17 protein-coding genes and 1 riboswitch are annotated in these 17,621 nt (G+C 72.7%); of the genes, 6 read left to right on the top strand and 11 right to left on the bottom strand.

Going from position 1 to position 17,621, the window contains the following annotated elements:
• Positions 1–23 precede the first annotated feature (23 nt).
• A complete protein-coding gene (locus tag ACSMXR_RS34225; protein WP_473170688.1) occupies positions 24–1,535 on the top strand; it encodes a protein kinase domain-containing protein in 1,512 nt (503 codons plus the stop codon).
• Positions 1,536–1,926: 391 nt separating this feature from the next.
• On the opposite strand, the gene ACSMXR_RS34220 is transcribed toward ACSMXR_RS34225, so the two are convergent.
• Entirely contained in the window at positions 1,927–2,892 is a 966-nt protein-coding gene (locus ACSMXR_RS34220; RefSeq protein WP_473170687.1) for a pirin family protein, read from the bottom strand.
• A gap of 148 nt (positions 2,893–3,040) precedes the next feature.
• Here ACSMXR_RS34220 and ACSMXR_RS34215 point away from each other — a divergent pair, with 148 nt between their 5' ends.
• Entirely contained in the window at positions 3,041–3,406 is a 366-nt protein-coding gene (locus ACSMXR_RS34215) for a tetratricopeptide repeat protein (RefSeq protein ID WP_381850853.1), read from the top strand.
• A 115-nt stretch (positions 3,407–3,521) separates the two neighbouring features.
• The gene (locus ACSMXR_RS34210) at positions 3,522–4,199 is read left to right on the top strand and encodes a hypothetical protein (protein WP_473170686.1); all 678 of its coding nucleotides are present in this window, start codon (positions 3,522–3,524) and stop codon (positions 4,197–4,199) included.
• A gap of 28 nt (positions 4,200–4,227) precedes the next feature.
• On the opposite strand, the gene ACSMXR_RS34205 is transcribed toward ACSMXR_RS34210, so the two are convergent.
• The 4 genes from ACSMXR_RS34205 to ACSMXR_RS34190 all read right to left on the bottom strand — a co-directional run bounded on the left by ACSMXR_RS34205 (position 4,228) and on the right by ACSMXR_RS34190 (position 7,041).
• The gene (locus ACSMXR_RS34205; RefSeq protein ID WP_240805761.1) at positions 4,228–4,959 is read right to left on the bottom strand and encodes a TetR/AcrR family transcriptional regulator; all 732 of its coding nucleotides are present in this window, start codon (positions 4,957–4,959) and stop codon (positions 4,228–4,230) included.
• Positions 4,960–4,991: 32 nt separating this feature from the next.
• The gene (locus ACSMXR_RS34200; protein ID WP_473170685.1) at positions 4,992–5,798 is read right to left on the bottom strand and encodes an SDR family oxidoreductase; all 807 of its coding nucleotides are present in this window, start codon (positions 5,796–5,798) and stop codon (positions 4,992–4,994) included.
• A gap of 202 nt (positions 5,799–6,000) precedes the next feature.
• Positions 6,001–6,756 carry a CbtA family protein gene (locus tag ACSMXR_RS34195; RefSeq protein ID WP_137228016.1) on the bottom strand — a complete coding sequence of 252 codons (756 nt, stop codon included), beginning with the start codon at positions 6,754–6,756 and terminating at the stop codon, positions 6,001–6,003.
• A gap of 69 nt (positions 6,757–6,825) precedes the next feature.
• Positions 6,826–7,041, bottom strand: coding sequence for a CbtB domain-containing protein (locus ACSMXR_RS34190; RefSeq protein WP_030633715.1), 216 nt, complete (start codon positions 7,039–7,041; stop codon positions 6,826–6,828).
• A gap of 45 nt (positions 7,042–7,086) precedes the next feature.
• Positions 7,087–7,181, bottom strand: a riboswitch (adenosylcobalamin (AdoCbl) riboswitch).
• Positions 7,182–7,307: 126 nt separating this feature from the next.
• On the opposite strand from ACSMXR_RS34190, the gene ACSMXR_RS34185 reads away from it, so the two are divergent.
• On the top strand, positions 7,308–7,904 hold the full coding sequence (locus tag ACSMXR_RS34185; RefSeq protein WP_473170684.1) for a histidine phosphatase family protein: 597 nt from the start codon (positions 7,308–7,310) through the stop codon (positions 7,902–7,904).
• 48 nt (positions 7,905–7,952) lie between these two features.
• On the opposite strand, the gene ACSMXR_RS34180 is transcribed toward ACSMXR_RS34185, so the two are convergent.
• The 3 genes from ACSMXR_RS34180 to ACSMXR_RS34170 form a co-directional block, all read right to left on the bottom strand.
• The gene (locus ACSMXR_RS34180; RefSeq protein ID WP_376184523.1) at positions 7,953–8,687 is read right to left on the bottom strand and encodes a 4'-phosphopantetheinyl transferase family protein; all 735 of its coding nucleotides are present in this window, start codon (positions 8,685–8,687) and stop codon (positions 7,953–7,955) included.
• Positions 8,684–9,664 carry a metallophosphoesterase family protein gene (locus tag ACSMXR_RS34175; protein WP_473170683.1) on the bottom strand — a complete coding sequence of 327 codons (981 nt, stop codon included), beginning with the start codon at positions 9,662–9,664 and terminating at the stop codon, positions 8,684–8,686. The genes ACSMXR_RS34180 and ACSMXR_RS34175 overlap by 4 nt, the downstream gene beginning before the upstream one ends.
• 157 nt (positions 9,665–9,821) lie before the next feature.
• Positions 9,822–12,035, bottom strand: coding sequence for a phosphoinositide-specific phospholipase C-related protein (locus tag ACSMXR_RS34170; RefSeq protein WP_473170682.1), 2,214 nt, complete (start codon positions 12,033–12,035; stop codon positions 9,822–9,824).
• Positions 12,036–12,104: 69 nt separating this feature from the next.
• Between ACSMXR_RS34170 and ACSMXR_RS34165 the strand changes: the two genes are divergently transcribed.
• Positions 12,105–12,992 carry a glycosyltransferase family 2 protein gene (locus ACSMXR_RS34165; RefSeq protein ID WP_218523753.1) on the top strand — a complete coding sequence of 296 codons (888 nt, stop codon included), beginning with the start codon at positions 12,105–12,107 and terminating at the stop codon, positions 12,990–12,992.
• 17 nt (positions 12,993–13,009) lie between these two features.
• Here ACSMXR_RS34165 and ACSMXR_RS34160 read toward each other — a convergent pair whose 3' ends face one another.
• The 3 genes from ACSMXR_RS34160 to ACSMXR_RS34150 all read right to left on the bottom strand — a co-directional run bounded on the left by ACSMXR_RS34160 (position 13,010) and on the right by ACSMXR_RS34150 (position 16,511).
• Positions 13,010–14,278 carry an MraY family glycosyltransferase gene (locus ACSMXR_RS34160; protein WP_473170681.1) on the bottom strand — a complete coding sequence of 423 codons (1,269 nt, stop codon included), beginning with the start codon at positions 14,276–14,278 and terminating at the stop codon, positions 13,010–13,012.
• A gap of 288 nt (positions 14,279–14,566) precedes the next feature.
• A complete protein-coding gene (locus ACSMXR_RS34155; RefSeq protein ID WP_473170680.1) occupies positions 14,567–14,785 on the bottom strand; it encodes a hypothetical protein in 219 nt (72 codons plus the stop codon).
• Positions 14,786–14,933: 148 nt separating this feature from the next.
• Positions 14,934–16,511: an amidohydrolase gene (locus tag ACSMXR_RS34150; protein WP_473170679.1), complete on the bottom strand. Its 1,578-nt coding sequence runs from the start codon at positions 16,509–16,511 to the stop codon at positions 14,934–14,936.
• A 158-nt stretch (positions 16,512–16,669) separates the two neighbouring features.
• Between ACSMXR_RS34150 and ACSMXR_RS34145 the strand changes: the two genes are divergently transcribed.
• On the top strand, positions 16,670–17,614 hold the full coding sequence (locus ACSMXR_RS34145) for a methionyl-tRNA formyltransferase (RefSeq protein ID WP_218523757.1): 945 nt from the start codon (positions 16,670–16,672) through the stop codon (positions 17,612–17,614).
• Positions 17,615–17,621 lie beyond the last annotated feature (7 nt).

Genomic DNA, 17,621 nt, shown 5'->3' with positions numbered 1-17,621 from the left:
CCGAAGGACCGCAGGTACCTGTCATGCAACACCCCCTCCACGACTCGTGGGCCGGCCTGATCGACGACCGGTACGCGCTGCGCCGGATGATCGGCCGCGGGGGCATGGGCGAGGTCTGGTTGGCCGACGACCTGGTTCTGCGCCGCGCGGTCGCCGTGAAGCTGTTGCACACGCGGCTCACCCTCGACGAAGTCGCCCAGAGCCGTTTCCAGCGCGAGGTCCGCGCGGCCGCCTCCCTCAACCACCCCTGCGTCGCGGCCGTTTACGACGCCGGCCGGCTTCCGACAGTGCCTCCACGTCCCTTCCTGGTCATGGAGTACGTCTCCGGACACACGGCAGCCGAACGGCTGAGGTCGGCCCCGCCCTCGATGCAGGAAGCGGTCGACTGGGTCGCGGGAACGCTGGAAGCACTCGCCTGCGCACACGCGGCCGGGCTGGTCCACCGGGACATCAAGCCGGCCAACGTCATGATCACCACCGACGGGCTGGTCAAGGTCATGGACTTCGGGATTGCCCATATCTCCGACGGACCCGACAAGGGGGTGACCGGGACGGGCAGCTCGGTCGGCACCGCCGCGTACATGTCCCCCGAGCAGGCCCAAGGACGACCTGTCGATGCCCGCTCCGATCTCTACTCGACCGGGTGCATGCTCTACGAGCTCCTCACCGGCAGCCAGCCCTTCATCGGGGACAGCCTGTTCGCCATCGCTTACCAGCACATGTGTGCAGACCCGCCGGCCCCGAGTGACCTCGGGGTGCACCTACCCCCGCACATCCAGGCGGTCCTCACCCGCGCCATGGCCAAGAACCCCGACGCCCGATTCGCCGACGCGACGACCATGCAGGGGGCTTTGGTCACCCGCCGAGGTCCCGGCTTGGCGCCTCCTCAGGACACTGCGCCCCTGGAAGCGCCAGCCTTCCCGGAGGAACGGGCGACAACGGTGCTCAGGGCCTCCAAGGGGCGCCGCGGTCCCCAGCGGATGGCACGTGCGACCGTGGCCCTTTTCGGCGCGGGTGCAGTCACCGCTGCCGTCATCGCTGTGGCTCCGGACGCAACGCATACCGTCGGTCCCGGCACGCAGACCTCGCCTTCCTCCTCCGCAAGCCCTTCGCCTGAACCAGAGCCTTCCGCCAGTGGTCCGGAAGGCACCACCCGTCCCAACAGCGGCGCCGGCCCGATGAGTCCGCGCGCATCGACGGAGCCCATGGCGCCAACCGTCGCCGTCCCCGGAGACCTGGTCGGGAAGACCCTCGCACAAGCCAGAGCAGACCTGGCCGAGCTGAACCTGAACATGGCGCTCACTCCGCGCTCCAGTGACGCCGACGCCAGCACCGTCATAGCGACCATTCCCTCTGCCGGTACGCGGTTGAGCCGCGGCGACACCGTTCGCCTCGCTACTCGAACCGATACGGAGACGCCCGCCGGTGCTGCGCCCACCAGCGGATCGGCAAGTAGCAGCCCCAGTGCCTCGGCGTCGCCCACGACCGCCGGCACCGACCCGGTGATCCGCCGCCGACCGCCGATCCATCACTGACAAGCCGACGCCGCCGCCGGCGGCGAGGTGTTGGCCACCCAGTGCGCACAAAACCGCATCGCGACCAGGTTCAGCCGGGCATCGGCCTCTGCTCCGCTCCCCGCCCGGGCGCGTGGCCACCTGGCGGGCGTCCTCGTCCGGCAGGCCCGACACGCGCAGAATCGGCTGGGCCATTCGCGTCCCGACGCCGTCGTCATCAAGGCGAACAGGTCGAGCAGGCCGAGATCGGCAGTGAGGGGTTGTTCGGTCCAGACGGTCTTCCCCCTCCGGGTGTAACGGCTGCCCCAGCGGGTGGTGAGTTGGGCGATGACCGGCTCGGTGGTGCAGGACAGCTCGTCCAGCCCTCACGCGGCCAGTCGCCCGGCCGCCGCCTTCCACTGCTTTTCCCAGGTCAGCGCACCCGCCCGCGCGGCTTCAGCGGGGTAGCGGGCAGCTCCGGGGCGGGGAGGCGGGCGCCGTCGTAGCCCTTGACCTCGCCGAACCGCGAGCCCTCCTCCCAGTCTTTTCGCGCCTGTGCGATCTCCTCACCGGATCGGGCGATGAAGTTCCAGAACATCACGAGCTCCTCCTCGAACGGCTCGCCGCCCAGGAGCATCAGACCGGCGTCGGAGACGGCGCGCAGGGGCAGTTCGGTGCGGCCGCAGCCGAGGTAGAGCATCGAGCCGGGCAGCACGGGGACGCCGTCCACCTCGGCCTCGCCCGACATCGACAGGACCGCGTACTCGAAGTCGGGGTCCAGAGGCATGCGGGCCCGGGCGCCGGCGGTCAGGGTCACGTCGGCGCCGACGATCGGGGTGTACGCGGTGCCGGGCGAGGCGGCTCCGTCCAGTTCGCCCAGGATGACGGTGGCGGCGAGGCCGGGGGCGGTGACGACGGGCAGGTCCGTGTGGTGCTGGAAGTGCGGCTCGACGGTGCGGTGCGCGTCGGGGAGGGCCACCCAGAGCTGCGCTCCGTGCAGCAGCCGGGCGTGGTCCTTCGGGCTCTCCTCGGAGTGGCTGATGGCACGGCCCGAGGTCATCAGGCCCAGCTCGCGGGGGCGTACCGTCTGGAGGCTGCCGAGGCTGTCCCGGTGGAGGACCTCCCCGTCGTGCAGCCAGCTGACGGTCTGCAGGCCCATGTGGGGGTGGGGCGGGACCTGCATTCCGGGCTCGTCGGCGATGTCGTCGGGGCCGTAGTGGTCGACGAAGGCCCAGGCGCCGACCATGCGCCGGCCGAGGTTGGGCAGCAGCCGGCGGACCTCGGTGCTCTCGCCGAGCTGGACACGGCGGGGGGCGAGAAGCTCACGGACGGGCTCGGCGACGACGAAGCCGCGTCCTCCGCAGACGGAGGGCGTTGCCTGGCGATCGAGATTGCTCATGGCGCTCAACCTATTCCCGCGGGGGCGTAAGGCACCGGGGTCCCACGCCAGAACTTTAGTGGAATGTTCAACCATTGTGTGGTGTTGTCACGGGCGAACGTACGAGGGGGCGGTCCGGAGGCGGCCCGCACCACATGAAGGAGGACACGTGAGCGAGACCGAGACCTACTACGAGTTCGGCACCGCCGCCGACCGGTGGGACCGGGCGCAGATGTTCTTCGAGGCCAAGGAGTACCTGACGGCCGCGCGGATCCTGGCCGGACTGGTCGAGGAAGTGCCGGAGCAGGTCGCGCCGCGGCTGCTGCTGGCCCGCTCCTACTACCACTCCGCCCGGCTGGGCAAGGCGGAGAAGGAGCTGCGGACCGTTCTGGAGCTCGACCCGGTGGAGAGCTACGCGCGCCTCATGCTGGGCCGCACGCTGGAGCGCCAGGGGCGGAGCGCCGACGCGACGCCGCACCTGCGGATGGCCGCCGCCCTCACCGGCGACTTCGGCCCCGGAGCCACCCGCCCCTGAGCCCGCCACCCCGTTCCGCCTGCCGGGCCCGCACCCTTCGGTGCGGGCCCGGTCTCCTTTACCCGCCGGTACGGACATCGGACAATGGGATCTCCAAGACCAGGGGGTGGGGGAGATGTACGGATCCAGGAGTGCCGCGTTACGCCGGGCGCGGTCGGCCGCGCTCATCGGGCTCGCGATGGCGGCCTCGGCCGGCTGCTCGGGCGGCAGCGACGGTGAGGGCGGCGGGAAGAACGGCGAAGGGGCGGAGCTGACCGCCCGCCCGCCGGGGGCCCACAGCTGGACCAGCAGACCGTGCGGCCTCCTCTCCGGCGCCGCGCCCGCCGACGGCTTCACCCTCGGCAGCTCCACCGACTCCGCCTCCCCCGACGCCCGGGAGGACATCGGCGAGAACGGTACGCGGCCGCTCTACCGCCGGACCGGCTGCCTCACGGACCTCAAGGCCCCGGACGGCACGTTCTGGAAGCTCAGCACCACGGCCCGGGTGTACGAGAACACCGGGCCCGCCCGCCACGCCTACCGCGTCAAGGAGGATCTCGACCGCGCCCATGGGCGCGGACCCGAGAAGATCCATGACACCGCCTACGCGTTACCGGAGGACGACCAGGGCCGCCCCGGCCGCACCCTCCTCCTGTGGAACGGCGACCTCGTGCTCACCGTGTCCGCGTACGCACCGCACGGCAGCACGGAACACGACGTACAGAAGGACCTGGAACGCATCGTCGGCAACGCTGCGCGCCGCACCGAGGACGGCCTGCGCGATCACGACGCCTCCTCCCCCGCGCCGCGATGACCTCCATGGTCCGGCTCGGTGCCGCGGATCAGACGTCCGGCCGGGCGTTCGCCACCCGGTCGAGCCACTCCTTCATCAGCGCCGCCTCGGCGGTGCTCAGGCCCGCCCCGTGCTCCTTCCGCAGCAGAGCGCTCAACCGGGCCGCCGCCGTGGGCACTTCGGCGGCCGGCGGCACGTCGGGCGACGCGCTCGGTGACATCTCCGGCGAGACGTCCGGTGTGAGCACCGTCGCGTGCAGCGCGTCACGCACCCGTCTGGACACCTCGATGTCGTCGAACGTCGCGGGACGGGACACCAGCATCAGCGCCACCCCCACATTGGCCGACATGATCATCTGGGCGGCGAGCTCGGGCGCGACACGTATCCGGCCCCGGGCGGCGGCCCGTTCGAGGTCCCCGGTCAGGATCCGGTGGGACTCCAGCGCCGCGGCGGGCGGTGTGCGCATCGCCGGCGAGTTCATCAGCCGGTAGAGGTTGCGGTTGTCGAGGGCGAAGGCGACGTGGCTGTCCCACCCCCGGCGCAGGTCCTCCACCGGGTCCGTCGTCTCGCCGCGCTCCCTCTTCGTCGCCAGGTACTTCTCGAAGCCGTGGTCGACGACGGCCGACAGCAGGCCTTCCTTGTCGCCGAAGTGGCGGTAGAGGGCCGGAGCGCCCACCTTCGCCGCCTCGCACACGGCGCGCGTGGAGATATCACCGTCGGGCGACTCCCTGACCAGTGTGGCGGCCACTTCCAGGATGCGGGTGCGGGTGCTCGTACTCACCGGACGGACGCTATCAAGCGGCACGGCGGCGGTCAGACGATGCCGCCGTTGGCCCTCAGCACCTGGCCGTTGACCCAGCGGGCCGGGCCGGCGAGGAAGGAGACCACCTCGGCTATGTCCTGCGGGGTACCCAGCCGCTCCAGCGGCGGCTGGGCGGCCATCCGTGCGACGGTCTCCTCGTCCTTGCCGTCCAGGAACAGGGCGGTGGCGGTCGGCCCCGGCGCGACGGCGTTGACGGTGATGTCGCGGCCGCGCAGCTCGCGGGCGAGGATCAGGGTCATGGCCTCGACGGCGCCCTTGGTCGCGGCATAGGCGGTGTAGCCGGGCAGCGCCAGCGACAGCACCGAGCTGGAGAAGTTGATGATGGCCCCGCCCTCGCGCAACCGCCGCGCGGCCTGCTGGTCGACGACGAACGTGCCCCGGATGTTGGTGCGGTGCATCCGGTCGAGCGTGTCGAGTTCGAGCTCGGCCAGCGGCGCGAGCGCCATGACCCCCGCCGCGTGCACCACCACGTCGACGCCGCCGAACGTCTCCTCGGCGGCGTCGAAGAGCGCCGCGACGGCGACCTCGTCGGCCACGTCCGCCTGCTGGGCGAAGGCCTCACCGCCCGCGGCGGTGATCGCGGCGACGGCGGCCTCTGCCTCGGTGTGGTTGCCCGCGTAGTTGACGACGACCGCGAAGCCGTCGGCGGCGAGCCGTTCGGCGCTCTCGCGGCCGATGCCCCGGGAACCCCCGGTGACCACGGCCACCCGACGAGGGGCGTCACCAGCGCGTGCGGGCTGCGCGGAGGACGCGGATGCCGGCGTCGGCGTCGATACGGATGTGGACTGTTCGGTCATGGCAGTGCTCCTGGCGACTGGGGTCGCGGCGGTCCCGTGAAACCCGACGAGATCAACGCTAACACCATCGCAGTAGCGACGCTACCCCACGATCGTAGCAACGCTAATAAACATCGCTACCCTGCATTCGCCCGGCCCGCACACGACGGAACCCGCCGGGCAGGCCCCGGCGGGTTCCGTCGTGTGCGTCGGTGCGATCCGCTCAGTTCACCGCACTCGCGGTGCGGGGCGTCGCAGCGCGGGCCACGGGGGTCAGAAGACGTTCGGTGAGGTAGCCGAAGACCACTCCGAAGACGCTCCACAGCGTCGCCTGGACCGCGAGCGTCGAGAGCCGGAACTCCCACAACAGAGTCGCCGGGAAGTCCTTGCCCACCTCGTCGAAGGAGGGCAGGAAGGCGTAGGCCAGGCCGATCAGCAGAACGAAGCCGGCGACGGCCGCGGTGGTGGCGTTCCAGTTGCCCAGGCGGGGAGCGAGCCGTTTGCCGATGATGACGGCGGCGACGGCCAGCAGCACGCTGAGGGCGACCATCAGGAAGAACAGGGTGGTGCGCTTGCCGATGGTGTCGGGGTTGCCGACGGCGGGCGGGTTGGCCGGGTACTTCAGGAACGGCACGACGTAGACCGTGAGCAGGGCGGCGCCCGCGATCAGCGCGGCCGTGGCCCGGGGGCCGAAGTTGCCGATGCGGCCCAGCGCGTAACAGAACACGAGGGCGGCGATCCCGCCCACGGCGACGCCGAAGACCAGGACGCCGGTGGCGAGTCCGCCGGTCGCCTGCATGGTGCGGCTGACCAGCTCCTCACCGCCGCCGTGGTCGTGGCTGTGGGCCTCTTCGAGGGCGATGGCCGCGTCCACCTGGGACTCACCGAGGAAGTAGGCGACGGCGAGCGCCAGCGCGCCCGCGATCAGGCCCGCGAGCATGCCGCGCACGAGCAGAGCTCTGACAGATATGGAGTTCACGATGGTTTCCTGGTTTCTCTTGCTTCCCGTGTCCGCTGATTCCCTGCTGATTCAGGTGCCGCAGGTGCGTCAGTGGCAGGGGAAGCCGAGCAGGTGGCGGCCGTCGTGGACCCACTCGTGGACGCCTTCGCCCGAGATGAGCGCGGTGGCGCCCTGTTCGGCGCCGACGAAGTACAGCAGGACGAGCATGAGGATGCCGAAGAAGACCGCCCACGGGGCAATGGCCTTCGCCGAGATCGGAGTGATCGCGGATGTCCCGGTTGCGGGAACGGCGGACTGTGCCATCGCAGTACCTCCTGTGGGAACACGCGTCCCTGTCGTGGTGCCTCGGACGAAGGTGCCGGGTCTGACTTCCCCGCACGGATGCGGGTTCACAGTGGCGCGACCGTGCCGGATTCTCACCGGACTTCCGTCACACCCTCGTCATGGTCGACGTGACCATACCGCCTGTACGCAGGCGCCGCCATGGTCCAATCTGCGGAGCCGCGGAGCACGGATCCCTTGGGGCCGCAGGGCTTTGGGGCCCGTGGTGAAGGAGTGAGGGCAGGAACATGACAGTACGGGTGATGTTGATCTCACCGGCGATGAACGCGGCACTGCGGGAGGCCCGCTTCGACGGCGACGCTCCTCTGGACCGGTCCGGCCGGGAGCGCGCGCGGGCCGCGGCCGGCGCGGTGCCGGAAGCCGGGCTCGCACTGAGCGGTCCCTCCGAGCGGTGCCGCGAGACCACCGCCGCGCTCGGCCTGGCGGCGCGGGCGCGGACCGAACCGGCCCTGGCCGGCTGGGACCTGGCGCGCTGGGCCGGCCGCCGTCTCGACGAGGTGGCCGCCGCCGAGCCCGCACAGCTGGCCGCCTGGCTCGACGACCCCTCGGCGGCGCCGCACGGCGGCGAGTCGCTGCACGACCTGGTCGGGAGGACCGGCAGATGGCTGGACTCCCTCGGCGGACCGGACGCACCCGGCACGAGCTTCCTGGCGGTGGCCGAGGCCGCCGTCGTCCGGGCGGCGGTCGTCCATGGTCTGCGGCTGCCGGCGGAGGCGTTCTGGCGGCTGGACGTCGCCCCGCTGACGCTGACCGGACTCAGCGGCCGGTCGGGCCGGTGGAACGTGGGACTGGGCCGCCCCCTGACCGCTCCCCCGGTCGACTGAGCGTCACGCCGCGTCGCAGCCCCGGCAGACCGGCCGGCCGGGCGAACGTCAGACCGCGTTGCCGTCCCGCCAGTCGGGCCGGACCAGCACGGCCGTGGCGACGATGCCGTCCTCGATCCGCCAGAGCCCGTGCAGCGTCGTCGGCAGCGCCGGGTCGGTGAGCAGCAGCCGGGCGGCGAAGGAACCCTCGGCGGCCACACCGCCCCGAGGACCGTCACCGCTGCCCGGTTCATCGGTCCGATGGAACGTCAGGTCGGCCTCGGTGAAATCGAGTTCGAGGCCCGTGACCGGATACCAGGTCTTGAAGACGCTCTCCTTGGCGCTGAACAGGACCCGGTCCCAGTGGATTTCGCCCGTGCCGTCTTCGTCCGAGCCCTCCGGCGCGGGCGGGCCGATCCGCTCGCGTTCGGCGGGCAGCGTCACCAACTCCCGTACGCCGCTGGGGAGCGGGGCGTGCGGTTCCGCGTCGATGCCCAGCGACAGCACGTCCTTCGCACGGGCCAGCGCGGCGGCCCGGTACCCGTCGCAGTGGGTGAGGCTGCCGACGATTCCCTCGGGCCACAGCGGTCGTCCCCGGTGCCCGTGGAGCACGGCCACCGGCGGCAGGCCGAGTCCGGCCATGGCCCGCCGGGCGCAGGCGCGGGCCGTCGCGAAGTCGTTCCGGCGTTTGGCCACGCTCTTGGCGATCAGCGCCTCCTCCTCCGGGAAGAGGGTTCCGTCCGGGACGCTCTCCGCGCGGGTCGCCGCACAGGAGACGTCGGCGGGGAGCAGCAGCTCGATCACGAGGCGCCTCCGGGGGTGTGCGGTCGTGCGGACGGTTCGGCGCCGGTCCGGGCCGGTGGGGCGGGGTCGCCCTCGTACGGGAGGATCTGCCGCAGCAGACCGCGCGGGTGTCCCCTCTCGCGCCACTCCCTGGGGTAGCCGATGGAGACCTCCTCGAAGCGCACCCCGTCGTACCAGGTCGTCCGGGGGATGTGGAGGTGTCCGTAGACGACGGCGGTGACGTTGAAGCGGCGGTGCCAGTCGGCGGTCAGTTCGGTGCCGCACCACTGCGCGAACTCCGGGTACCACATCACCGACGTGGGTTCCCGCACCAGCGGCCAGTGCCCGGCCAGGACGAGGGGTATCTCGGAGTCGTGCTCCGCGAGCCGGCGTTCGGTCGCGGCGACCCGGGCACGGCACCAGTCGTCCCGGGTCGGATAGGGGTCCGGGTGGAGGAGGTACTCGTCGTTGCAGACGATGCCGGACTCGTGGGCGACGGCGAGCGACTCCTCCTTCGTGTGCGTTCCCGGGGCGCGGAAGGTGTAGTCGTACAGAAGGAAGAGCGGTGCGATCGCCACCGGTCCGTCCGGGCCCGGCCAGAGCGGGAAGGGGTCTTCCGGAGTCGTCACCCCGAGCTCCCGGCACAGCTCGACGAGGTGGTCGTAGCGGGCCTGGCCGCGCAGCTGGACCGGGTCCTTGTTCAGGGTCCACAGCTCGTGGTTGCCGGGGGTCCAGATCACCTTGGCGAAGCGCTCGGCGAGCAGTGCGAGCGCCCACCGGATGTCGTCGGGCCGCTCCGCCACGTCGCCCGCGACGATCAGCCAGTCCGCGTCGGTCGTCGGGTGCAGGGACTCCACGAGGGGCCGGTTGTCGGTGACCGCGGCGTGCAGGTCGCTCACGGCCAGCAGCCGGCCCGCGCCCTGCTGTCGGTGTCCGTCGCCGGGGGCGGGAACGGCGGCGGGAGCACCGTGCGGTGCCGAGTCGCTCGGAGGAGTCATGGGCAGCTGATTCCTGATCTGTCGGCGGTCGTCCGGCTCCGTCCGCACGGTGGGAGCCCCTGGGTACGTAGCCTCTCACGCTCCCCTCGCGGTTCCCCCGGGGTTTCGGAGGGTGGGCACGTCGGCCCGGGGCGGGGTCGCGGCCGAGGACGTGGCGTCAGTCGGCTTCCGTCCGGCGGGAGTTCAGTTCGTTCACCGCGCCGAGCGCGTCGCCGACCGTCGTGTAGTCGACGGCGATGAAGGTGACCGGGCTGCCGCGCTCGGCCTCGCAGGCCCGGGTCCGCTCCAGGACCCAGTCCCGGGCGTTGACACGGCCGGCGTCCAGGCGGCTGCCGCCCGCGTTCGTGATGAAGTGGTTGAGGAGGAAGAGCTGCTTGCCGGTGCCGCCCCGGTGCGGCGCGCAGGTCATCTCGGAGGGGTTCCGGAAGGCGAACGGGGTCTCCATCCCGTACCGGTAGAAGTTGCGGTACCAGGGCGCCGGTCCGTCGGCCTTCTCGGCGAACACCACCAGCCGGCGGCCGCTGTCGATCATCTCCCCCAGCGTCGGCCACGGAGCGTCCGGGTCCGCCGCGGGGGTGTGCAGGAGGTCGTCCAGGCCGGCGGCGCGGAACGCCTTCTCGGTGTCCTCGGGGCTGATGTCGTCCTGGACGATGAGCGTCACGATCTCGGTGGGGTGGGCGCGCAGCCAGTCGCCGATGTCCTCCAGGGCCGGGACCAGTTCGATGGCCCCGGCGCGGCAGACTCCGTGGCAGAGCCACAGGCCCTCGCGCGGCGGGTTGACCTTGTCGATGGCGCCGGAGATCAGGCGGCGCTGCTCGGGGGTGAACTCCGGGGAGTCGAGGCGCTCGGCGATGTCCTGCGGGCTCTCCCAGCGGTACGTGTCGAGCTGGAGGGCCCGGACGCCGGTGTTGAGCTGGGTGGCGATGTCGGGGTCCTGGAGGGGGCCGATGAACCGGTCGGCCGTGGTGGACATGGCGTTGTGCGAGGTCAGATAGGCGGCTTCGTCGTAGCGCAGTTCGCACAGGCGGCTGCTGCCCAGGCACTGGCGGGGTGCGGACGGGCCGAACACGGGCGGCACGACCAGTACGCCGGCGAGTGCGGCGCAGGCCACGCCCGCCGCCGTCGTACGGACCGCCGTCGGGGTCGGCATCCGGCTCGGGCGTACGAGCAGCGCCCAGCCCACGCCCGTGAGGAGCGCGCCGCCGACGAGGGCCGCGAGGGCGGCGCCCAGACCGGTGGCCGCCATCTGGTCCACGGCGTTGCGCTGGAGGTCGTCGACGAGCGCGGTGACGCTCGGAGCCCAGGAGGACGGAACGGCGAGCAGGCGTCCCCCGGTGATCAGCCGGGCCAGCAGGACGGTCACAGCGGTCAGGACACCCGCGCAGGCGAGCGCCTGTCCCAGCCGCATCAGCCGGCGGGCCGGGGCGGCGGGGCCGGTGAACCAGAGCGTCACGAGAGCGGCCAGGGCCAGGGTGACGGCGAGGACCTGGAGCAGGGTCAGCAGCCGGACGTAGTCGCGGGCCTCCTCCAGGGCCGTGAGGTCGTTCCCGGCGGCGGTCAGGGTGTCGGTGAGGTCCCACGTACCGTCCTGGAGGGTGGTACGCAGGTCGGCCACCGCGCTCCGTGAGCTGTCGGAGAGCGCGGCGGCCGCGGCGGCCGCCAGCGCGGTCGACACGTCCCCCTCCCCCAACGCCACCTCGATCTCGGGGCGCAGCGCCGTCCGTTCCGGCTCGGGTACGGCCGTGAGAAGGGCGTCGGCGGCGCGGTCGGCCTGCTCCTCGGTGAGCGGCAGCGCGGGCAGCTCGGGGGCCCGGCCGTCCTTGAGGGCGTCGAGCGCGGTGGCGAGGTCGGCGGTGAACCGTTCGAAGTCGGGCTGGTCACCGCCCTGGACGTTGGCCACGAGGTCGCCGAAGTAGACCTGGGCGAGGTCGGCGAGGTTCTCCAGCACCGGGGCCAGGTCGACGGTCAGCCGGAGCTCGTCGCGGTCGCCGCGCAGATAGCCGGTCACCGCCTCGATCTGCTGGTCGGTCAGGGCCCGGACCGTGGCGGGCGGCAGTACCACCTTGATGTTCGACGTCACCAGCGCCTCGGGCACGGGCAGGTGCGCGAGCAGATCGCGGGTGACGGGGGAGATCTCCGGGTCGACGAGCACCTCGCTGTAGAGGCGGTCGTAGGCCGACTCCTCGTCCAGCACCGCCTGGTAGAAGCCGGGTGAGGCGACCGTGGACCGGATGGTCGCGGTCAGGGCGACCGTGCTGACGCACAGGACGGCCAGGAGGAAGGCGAGCACCGGCACGAGACGGCCGGACCGGCGCGGGGACGCGGGGTCCCGGAGGGGCCGGAGCGGGTTCGTGGTCGGTTCGACGCTCACCCACCCAGCCTATGCGGAATATCAGCTTTTATGCATGAATGATGAGATTCATGAGCTGAGGAGCCCGCTGTGCACTCCGTCCACCTGGCCGTGCTGATGACGAGTCACGACCGCCGCGCGCGGACCCTGTCCGCGCTGCGCGCCCTGGAGGAGCAGCGCGGGCTCCCCGCCGGGACGACGCTGGGCGTGCATCTCGTGGACACCGGCAGCACCGACGGTACGCCGGAGGCGGTCCGGACGCGGCATCCGGCGGTGGAGGTCATGTCGGTGGGCGCGGACGTCCCCCGCAACCAGGCGCTGCGCATCGCGAGCCGCAACAGCCGCAGCGGGGGCGGGGGCGGCGGCCCGCTCGGCGCGGCGCCGGGCGGGCCGAGCCATCCGTGGACGCACCAGCTGTGGCTCGACGACGGGGTCGACCTCTTCCCGGACGCCCTGGTGACGCTGGTGCGCACGGCGGAAGCCGCCGGGCCCGAGGCGGTCGTCGTCGGTGCGGTGCGGAACGCGTACGGGGACACCGTGTACTCCGGGCGGCGGGGCCGGTCCCTGACGCTCGTCGAGCCCGGCGAGCACCGGCCGGAGCCCTGCGACACGTACGACGGACGGGTGGTCCTGGTGTCCCGTGCCGTGTACGACCTCGTCGGCGATCCCGACAAGGTCTTCCGCCACCGGATGGGCGACTACGACCACGGCTGCCGCGCGCGACGGGCCGGGGTGAGCGCGTTCGTCGCCCCGGGGCACGCCGGTGAGTGCGTGGGCGGACCGGTCGCTCCCGGCTCGCGGGAGCCGGGGATCGGCGTCCGGGAGGCGCTGCGCCGGGTGACCTCCGGGCGGGAGCTGCCGCCGCGCCAGTGGTGGGTGTACTGCCTGCGGCACACCTGGCCGTGGGCGCCGTATCTGATGGTCTCCCCGTACGCGCGCACTGCGGCCCGCGCCACCCTCGGCAGGCTGCGGGGGTGAGCGCGGGCCGGGCGGCGTCAGCTGCGCTCGGCGGCGACCTGTGCGGCGGAGCGGCCGGCGGGTGCGGGCGGTGACGGCACGGTGGGGTGCCCTTCGGCGGTCCTGGCGGTGGCCTTGCCGGGTGCGGGGGCGGCCGCGCCGGGTGCGGGGGCGCCCCTTCCGGAGGTGGGGGCCGCGCTGCCCGGCGCCGCCGGTCCGGTCGATGCCGAGGGGATCGCGGGGTCAGTGGTGTGCGCCGTCGTACGCCGGGCGGCGGTACGGGACGGGGTCGCGCGGGTCGAGGTCGCGCGGGGCGGGGCGTACGCCGGAATCCTCAGCAGCGCGAACACCGCGGCCGCCGATCCGGCCGGCGGCAGGAGCAGGAACGCGGGGTGCAGCAGCTCCGCGTGGACCAGCGTCCCGGTGGCCACGGGCACGGCCGCCCAGAGGGCCAGCAGGATCACCGTGCCGGGCACGGTGACGCGGACCCGGCGCAGGCGGTGCGCGATGTGGTCGTCCGTGTCGCGCAGCGGGGAACGTGCGGCGCGGCGGCGGGAGATCAGGACCAGGGCGGTGTCGGCGAGGGCCACCGTCGCCAGGGTGGGCAGCGCGGCCCACGCGGCGCGGCCCGACGGGGCGGCCGCCTGGATCAGCGCGCCGGACGCGGCCAGCGCGAATCCGGTGAACTGCGCGCCGGACGCGCCGAGCCGGAGGCGGGCGGGGTGCCAGTTGTGGAGCAGGAAGCCGGCGAGGCCCGCCGCGAGCGCGGCCGGGAGCAGGGCGAGGGCGGCGCTGCCGTCGATGACGGCGCAGGCGAGCAGTCCGGCGGCGGTGACCACGCCGACGGTGGTCAACAGCCCGTCGGCGTGGTCGAGCAGGGCGAACGCGTTGGTGACGAGGACGATCCAGAGCACCGCCAGGACGCCCGCCGCCGGTGACATTCCGGCGAGGCAGACGACGAGGATCGCGGCGGCCGTCTGCACGGCGAGGCGGAGGGCGGCCCACAGCGGTTTCAGGTCGTGGACGAGGCCGAGAGCGGCCACGGTCCCGGCCCCGGCGAGCAGCCCAGCGACCGAGCCCGCCGCGTCGTCCGCCGCGCCGAGCCACAGGGCCCCGCCGGTCGCCGTACCGACGCCGAGCACGGCCGCCGCGCCGCCGATCCCGCGCAGCGCACCGGCGCGTGGCGCACGCCCGCCCGGTTCGTCCGGGACATGGGGGCGGAGCGCCGCGCGGCGGGCGCTCTTGGCGAGTGCGACCGTGATGAACAGCGCGGCCACACCGGAGGCGATGATCCCCAGCACGTTCACCTGCCCTGCCTTTCCTCGTTCATGACCTGCGGCGCGGGGCGCCGGACGGCCGGTGGAACGACGGCCGCCCGGTCCCCGACCGGTGGTGGGTCGGGGGACGCGGGACGCCACCCGGGTGGCGTGTCTCCCCAACCTACGGGCCGATGTCCCCATTCACCCCAAATAACACGAAAAGGGTGATGCATTGTTCTGCCACCGGGGCGCGGGGCGGCAGGCGTCGGCCGGGCGGTGTCCGTCAAAGGCCGCCGGAATCATCCGAGTTACGGGCCGACATGGGCGGATGGGCCGTCAGCCCGCGATATGGCCGTCGGCGTTGCGCTCGGCGGCCGCGTGCCACCAGCGGGGCGGCGAAGGACCGGCGCTCACGGCGGTGGGCTGGTCCGGGTGCAGGCCCAGGACGCGCAGCTCGTCCGCGGCGACCCGGATGACGTACCGGCCGTGCCAGTGCCCGTCCGCGCCGATGCCGCAGAGGAGATCGCAGTGGATCCGGTGCCCGGCGAAGGGCATCCAGTCGATGCCCCGGTCACGCAGTCAGGCGCGGAGGGCGGCCGGGGGTCGCGGGGAGCCCGGCAGGCTCTCGTACGACACGACGGTCACCCACTCGGTGCTCGAACCGCTGCCGTGCTTCTTCGCGCGCATGGCGTCGAGCCTAGCCTCACCCCGCGGCGCGGGCGTCCCGGCCGTCCACGTAGGTCCGGACGATCTCGATGTCCCCGATCCGCGAGGGGTCCACGCGGTGCGGGTCGTCGCCCAGCACCACCAGGTCGGCGCGCATCCCCGCCGAGAGCGCGCCCGCCGCGTCCTCCCAGTGGCAGGCGTGGGCTCCGGCGACCGTGTAGGCCCGCAGCGCCTCGTCGACGGTGACCGCCTCGTCCGGTCCGATGGGGCGGCCCGACGCGGATGCGCGTTCGACCATGAACTGGATCGCCCGCAGCGGTGAACCGTCCGTGACGGGCCGGTCCGAGCTGCCGACGAGGGCGACGCCGTGGTCCAGGAATCCGCGGCCCCGGTACATCCAGCCAGCCCGGCCCTCCCCCATCACCGTCGCGTAGTCGTCGCCGAAGGAGCGCAGGAAGTTGGGCTGGACCACCGCGCTCACACCGAGTTCGGCGAAGCGGGGCAGCTGGTCGGGGCGGATCAGCCCGGCGTGCTCGATGCGGTGCCGCGCGTCCGGGCGGGGCAGCAGCTTCTGGGCCCGCTCCAGGGCGTCCAGGGCGAGGTCGGCGGCCCGGTCGCCGATGGCGTGGACGGCGAGCTGCCAGCCCGCCAGGTGGCCGTCGACGATGAGGCCGGCGATACGGTCGGGGTCGTCCTGGAAGCGGCCGATGTTGTCGGTCGTGCCCTCGTACGGGGAGGTGAGCGCCGCCGTACGCGCCATCATCCCGCCGTCCGTGTAGATCTTGAGCGCGCCCATGGACAGCCAGTCGTCGCCGAACCCGGTGCGCAGGCCGAGGTCCAGCGCCCGGGTGAACCCGTCGTCGGCGTGCGCCGCGCGGGGGCGCAGGGTGTCGCCGGACGCCATGAGCTGGACGCGCAGGGGCAGTCGGCCGCGGTCCCGGAGCAGTTGGTAGGCGCCGAGTTCGACGGGGCTGTGGCCGAGGAGTCCGCCGCCGATGCCCGCTTCGGCGCAGGCGGTTATCCCTTCGTCGAGGCAGGCGCGGGCGGCGAGCTCGATCGCGTCGGCCAGCTCCTCCTGGGAGTAGGGCAGCCGCAGCCGGCGGGCGGTGGTCATGGCGCTCTCGGCGAGGAAGCCGTCCTCGTGCGGCGTGCCGTCCGGCAGCAGCTCCAGCACGGCGGTGTTGACGACGCAGGCATGCCCGGAGTCGTGCATCAGGAAGACCTTGCGGCCATGGCTGACCCGGTCCAGTTCGGCGGCGGTCAGATGGCGGCCCAGGGCCCGCTGGTCGTACCCGGCGACGTCCACCCAGGCGCCGGGCGGAGCGGGCCGCCGGGCCGCCGCGTCCACCACGGCGAGGATGTCCTCGATCCGCTCGCACGGGGCGACACTCGGCGTACCGGCCTTCAACCCGGCCCAGGCCAGGTGGACATGGCTGTCGATGAAGCCGGGCAGCACGGTGGCGCCGCCCAGGTCGACGACCTCGCGGGCGGGCAGCGAGGTCACGGCCTCGTCCACCCCGACGACCCTCCCCCGCCAGATACCCAGGTCGTGGGCGACGGGGTGGTGCGGGTCCATCGTGAGGATGCGCGCGTTCGTCAACCGCGTACAGAGCATGGGCAGTCCGTCCGTCGGAGGTGCGGGGGTACGGAGGTTCCATGGTCACCCACCCCGGCCGGGCACTCAACTGGGTGGCCATCAAGCGCCGTTGTGCTATTAGGTAAGGCTTGCTTTACTGAGGCGCCGGTTGATCGCTCTTCCAAGGAGGCACCTCCATGCGGGTCGTCATGTTCGGTTACCAGACCTGGGGGCACCGCACCCTGCAAGCTCTCCTGGACTCCGAGCACGACGTGGTGACGGTGGTGACACATCCGAGGAGCGACCACGCCTACGAGAAGATCTGGAGCGATTCGGTCGCCGATCTCGCGGAGAAGCACGGGGTTCCCGTGATCATCCGCAACCGGCCGGACGACGAGCTCTTCGAGCTGCTCCGTGAGGCGTCCCCGGACATCATCGTGGCGAACAACTGGCGTACGTGGATACCGCCGCGGATCTACAACCTGCCGCGGCACGGCACGCTCAACATCCACGATTCGCTGCTGCCCGCCTACGCGGGTTTCTCACCGCTCATCTGGGCGCTCATCAACGGCGAGCCGGAAGTGGGCGTCACGGCGCACATGATGGACGAGGAACTGGACGCCGGCGACATCGTCGTCCAGCGGGCGGTGGCCGTGGGACCGACGGACACCGCCACCGATCTCTTCCACCGGACGGTCGATCTGATCGCGCCGGTCACGGTCGAGGCCCTCGGCCTGATCGCCTCCGGGCAGACCGAGTTCACCCCGCAGGACCGTTCGAAGGCCAGCTTCTTCCACAAGCGCGCCGAAGAGGACATCCGCATCGACTGGAACTGGCCGGCCGAGGACCTGGAGCGCCTGGTCCGCGCCCAGTCCGCGCCGTATCCGGCCGCGTTCACGTTCCACCGGGGGCAGCGGCTGGAGGTCGTCTCCGCCGTCGTGTCGGAGGGCCGCTACGGCGGCACCCCCGGGCGCATCTTCTACCGCGAGGGCGACGGCGTCGTGATCGTCGCCGGAGCCGACGCCCGCACGGGCCGCAACCGCGGCCTGGCGATCACGCGCGTACGGACCGCGGACGGCCACGAGCTGCCCGCGACCGAGTACTTCACCTCGATGGGCGGCTATCTCACCGGCCGCCCCTGACGATCGG

Source organism: Streptomyces sp. DSM 106670 (assembly GCF_055792845.1).
Note: the sequence above shows the minus strand (reverse complement) of the source record. Positions and strands in the feature narration are given on the sequence as shown.